Genomic DNA, 4737 nt, shown 5'->3' with positions numbered 1-4737 from the left:
CGCAGTTCGTGACGTCCAAGACTGTGGACGTAAAGAAAAGCCATGTTGGTCTGACATTCATTCGTGAATCCACGATCCAGCACGAAAGCTTTACCGAGCGTGCGCCGAAACTGGGTGGTCTGGTTGAATTCTACCGCTCGCCTGCACGGGTTCAGTGGTCGCCAACCGGCACCAACGTTCCTGACTATCCAAAGCTGGCCCAACTGTGGTGGCAGAACATCGGCGACGCAATGTCCGGTGCGAAAACCCCGCAAGAAGCGCTTGACGCGCTTTGCGCCGATCAGGAAAAAGTCCTGATCCGTCTGGAACGCGCAGGCGTTCAGGGCGACATCGGCCCGGTGATGAACGAGGAACAGGATCCGGAATATTGGCTGTCCCAGCCCGGCTCGCCCAAGCCAAAGCTTGAAAACGAAGATGAAACGCCCGTCACGATTTCCTATGACGAGCTGATCAAATCCTGGCAGTAAGCCACTGATCCGGGGCCGGTTTTGACTGGCCCCGGAACACTTTATGCCTGACAAACACAATGACGCCGCCCCTTTGGCTGGCGCGATCGGCCCAAGGTTTGACGTCGGACCGTCTTTTGGGGCAGATCCTAATACACACCATTTGACACTGCGGGGACACCGATGACCTTTATTGTTGCGATCGATCAGGGCACCACGTCCACCCGCGCGATTGTATTTGATGGCGCGATGGCCGTCGTTTCCAGTGCTCAGGAAGAATTCGCACAGCATTTCCCGCAATCGGGGTGGGTCGAACATGATCCCGCAGACCTTTGGAAAACCACATTGAACACCTGCCGCAGCGCTATTGAGCGTGCGAAAATCACCCCGTCGCAAATTGCTGGAATTGGTATCACCAACCAACGTGAAACGGTGGTGGTCTGGGATAAAACCACCGGAGAGCCGGTTCATAACGCCATCGTCTGGCAGGACAGGCGCACCTCTGACACGTGCAGCAAGCTGCGCGCGGCGGGGCATGAGCCGATGATCAGCGACCGCACCGGACTGTTGTTGGACCCTTATTTCTCGGGGACCAAGCTCAAGTGGATTCTTGATCATGTCCAAGGCGCGCGCGAACGCGCAGCCAAGGGCGAATTGCTTTTCGGCACCGTGGATAGTTTTCTGATCTGGAAACTGACAGGCGGCAAAACCCACGCGACAGACGCGACCAACGCGGCGCGCACGATGCTGTATGACATCCGCAAAGGACGGTGGAGCAGCACGATCTGCGACGTATTCGACATACCCATGCAAATGCTGCCCGAAGTCAAAGACTGTGCCGCCGATTTTGGCACAACCCAGCCCGATCTGTTTGGCGGCTCAATTCCCATTCACGGCGTTGCGGGTGACCAACAAGCCGCCACTGTCGGGCAGGCATGTTTTGAACCGGGCATGCTGAAGTCTACCTACGGCACCGGCTGCTTTGCGCTTTTGAACACCGGCGATGCGCCCGTGATGTCCAAGAACCGGTTGTTGACGACCATCGCCTACCAGCTGGACGGCAAACCGACCTATGCGCTGGAAGGGTCGATTTTTGTCGCGGGCGCGGTCGTTCAGTGGTTGCGCGATGGGTTGCACATCATCAGTGACGCCGCTGAAACCCAAGCGCTGGCCGAACAGGCTGACCCGCATCAAAACGTCGTTCTTGTGCCTGCCTTTGTCGGCTTGGGCGCGCCGTATTGGAACCCTGATTGTCGGGGGGCCGCCTTTGGGTTGACGCGCAGCACCGGCCCCGCCGAAATGGCCAAAGCCGCGTTGGAAAGCGTTGGCTACCAGACGCGCGATCTGCTTGAGGCGATGGCGTCAGACTGGCAGGCAAGCGGCGTGCAGCCGACCTTGCGGGTGGACGGCGGCATGGCGGCAAGCGATTGGACGATGCAATTCCTGTCTGACATCATTGGTGCGCCGGTCGATCGCCCAAAGGTGCATGAAACGACGGCGCTTGGCGTGGCTTGGCTGGCGGGCATGCATGCGGGTGTCTATCCGGATCAACTGGAATTTGCCGCAAAATGGGCGCGCGAAACCCAATTCAAACCGAAGATGGACGATGCGTTGCGGGCTTCGAAATATGCGGTTTGGAAGAAAGCGGTTCAAGCAACACTTAGTTTCTGAGCATCGCGCAGGGTTGAATAGGCGTGCTGCTAGGTGTCGCGCCAAAGGCGTGCTGCTAGGTGTCGCGCCAAAGGCGTGCTGTTAGGTGTCGCGCAAAAGGAGAGACGGATGTTTTCATTTTTCAGCCCCCAGGCGATCCATTTCGGACGCGGCCAAAGCCAGCAAGCGGCAGCGCTTGCCGCTGGTTTTGGCGGGGCGGTCTTGGTGGTGCACGGGGCAAATGCTGCACGGGCCGATTGGCTGCTGAAATCATGCAAGGCCCAAGGGCTGACCACAACCACTCAAAGCTGTCGGAACGAACCCAGCTTGCCCGATATAGAGGCTGCTCTTGCCCAGCTAAAAGGCACGCCGCCCGACGTCGTGATCGCGTTGGGCGGCGGGTCTGTCATCGACTTTGCCAAAGCGCTGGCAGCACTGCTGCCCAATGATCGCCCCCCTTTGGACTATCTTGAAGGGGTGGGCGGTGGCTTGCCTCTTGAACAGCGGCCGATCCCGATGATTGCCTTGCCAACCACAGCTGGAACGGGGGCAGAGGTTACCAAGAACGCCGTGATTTCGGTGCCCGAACATGCCGTCAAAGTCAGCCTGCGCGACCCGCGCATGGTGCCCGATATCGCCATCGCCGATGCGGACCTGATGCAAGGTGCGCCCAAAAATATCACCCTTGCCGCAGGGCTGGATGCCATCACGCAGGTGATCGAACCATATTTATCGGTCAAATCAAACCCGATGACCGATGCGCTGTGTGGCGCGGCCATTCCGGCGGGTATTGGGGTGTTGCGCGATCTTGTCGAAAAGGATTCCCCCCAGGCGTGGGATCACATGGCATGGGTCAGCACCTGTGGCGGTCTGGCGCTGGCAAATGCCGGGCTTGGGGCTGTCCACGGCTTTGCCGGGGTGATTGGCGGTAAAACCAATGCGCCACATGGTGAAATCTGCGGCGCATTGCTGCCCGCAGTTCTGAATTCTCATCTGCGACAAGCAAAGCCGCAGACCGAAATTTATAATCGTATTCACTGGGTCATTGGCATTCTTGATAGCCATTTTGGAACCGAACACGCCGGATCAGGCATCGTTGGGTTGTCGGGCTGGTCCAAGGCGCAAGGGCTGCGGGGCCTATCTGATATGGGGCTGTCGCCGCGCGATCATGCCCAGATTGCCGATGCATCGGCAAAGGCGTCTTCCATGAAAGGCAATCCGTTTGTGTTGTCAAAAGAAGACCTGTTGGAGATTTTACAGCAAGCGCAGTAGGCCATGAGCCACTGCAAATTTGGCGCAGCTTGCCCGAGCGGTTGAGCGAATAACTGGGCACGTTGTCGTGGCCAGGTTCGACACATCGGCAAAAGGGTGCCGCACGCGGGTAATGGTCCTGTCACAACCGGGTGAACTTGCACCTTGGTCGCATAGACATTCGACAACACCAAAACCAGACTGTACTCATATGCTTACTTTTTGGGAGGAACTAAAATGGCATGGGCGAAACCAATTATTCGTGAAATCGAATGCGGTATGGAAATCAACATGTACGGTCCTGACGGCGATCGCGAGAGCGACGACGGCGTTTTGTTCTAAGAAATCAAGCGTGCGGAGTATTTAATGTCATTCCGCGCGCATATTCTTGGTGCTGCGGCCGGGGGCGGTTTGCCACAATGGAATTGTGGCTGTGAAAACTGCAACCTTGCACGCAGGGGGGCGATACCGCCCCAAACCCAATCTTCGGTCGCATTCAGCGCGAATGGGACAGACTGGGCAATTCTGAATGCATCCCCCGATATCCGCGATCAGATGGCGCGTGCAGCCGTTTTGCACCCCACCGACCTGCGCAAATCCCCGTTGCGGTCGGTATTGCTGACCAATGGGGATATCGACCACGTTGCAGGGTTATTAACCCTGCGCGAACAGCAGGCGTTTGACCTATTCGCGACCTCTGAAATCCATCAGGTGATCGCAGACAATCCGATCTTTGCCGCGCTGAACCCTGCTTTTGTTACCCGCACAAAAATTGCGTTGGATCAGGAGTTTGAGCTGACAACAGGCCTGTCCGCGCGGCTGTTCGCCGTTCCGGGCAAGGTGCCCTTGTATCTGGAAGGGGGCATCGTCCAGACCGATCTGGAGGGGGAGCAGACCGTGGGCGTGCACCTAAGCGCCGAGGGCAAGAATGTGTTCTACATTCCGGGCTGTTCGACGATGACGGATGACCTGCGCTATCGTATCGACGGGGCGGATATGGTGATGTTTGACGGCACGCTATGGCAGGATGACGAAATGGTCACGGCTGGGCTTAGCCAGAAAACAGGGCAGCGCATGGGGCACATGTCGATGTCGGGGCCGGACGGGTCCATTGCGGCGTTCGAGGATATTGCAGTGGGCCAAAAGGTTTTCGTCCACATGAACAACACCAATCCGGTTTTACGCCCCACGTCAGAACAAAAGAAACAGGCCGAAGCCGCAGGCTGGACGGTGGCCCAAGACGGCATGGAACTGAAAATATGACAGCATCACCCGCCGAATTCGAAGCCCGTCTGCGCCAGATCGGGGCTGAGCGGTATCACGACAAGCATCCATTCCATCATCTGTTGCATTCGGGGGGATGTTCCCCCGATCAGGTGCGGGCCTGGGT

At 57.7% G+C, this 4737-nt stretch carries 4 protein-coding genes and 2 pseudogenes; all 6 read left to right on the top strand.

All coding sequences use genetic code 11. The features are described from left to right. Nucleotides 1-467 (top strand): annotated as a pseudogene (locus tag ABYT07_RS19005) (carbohydrate ABC transporter substrate-binding protein); the annotation flags it as partial. A 162-nt stretch (nucleotides 468-629) separates the two neighbouring features. Beyond that, nucleotides 630-2117, top strand: a complete 1488-nt coding sequence (gene glpK / locus ABYT07_RS19000) for a glycerol kinase GlpK (protein ID WP_372993590.1) — start codon at nucleotides 630-632, stop codon at nucleotides 2115-2117. Between the two features lie 108 nt (nucleotides 2118-2225). Next, complete coding sequence (locus ABYT07_RS18995) at nucleotides 2226-3368, top strand: iron-containing alcohol dehydrogenase (RefSeq protein WP_372993589.1); 1143 nt, start codon at nucleotides 2226-2228, stop codon at nucleotides 3366-3368. Between the two features lie 216 nt (nucleotides 3369-3584). Next, the gene (pqqA, locus tag ABYT07_RS18990) at nucleotides 3585-3689 is read left to right on the top strand and encodes a pyrroloquinoline quinone precursor peptide PqqA (protein WP_260001451.1); all 105 of its coding nucleotides are present in this window, start codon (nucleotides 3585-3587) and stop codon (nucleotides 3687-3689) included. A gap of 24 nt (nucleotides 3690-3713) precedes the next feature. Further along, entirely contained in the window at nucleotides 3714-4610 is an 897-nt protein-coding gene (gene pqqB, locus ABYT07_RS18985) for a pyrroloquinoline quinone biosynthesis protein PqqB (RefSeq protein WP_372993588.1), read from the top strand. Further along, nucleotides 4607-4737, top strand: a pseudogene (locus ABYT07_RS18980) (pyrroloquinoline quinone biosynthesis protein C); the annotation flags it as partial. The gene pqqB and the pseudogene ABYT07_RS18980, both read left to right, overlap by 4 nt.

The sequence above is a fragment of the Sulfitobacter sp. genome, assembly GCF_041552635.1.
Lineage (GTDB): Bacteria > Pseudomonadota > Alphaproteobacteria > Rhodobacterales > Rhodobacteraceae > Sulfitobacter.
The sequence above is the reverse complement of the archived record's forward strand: the minus strand, read 5'-3'. Positions and strand labels throughout refer to the sequence as shown.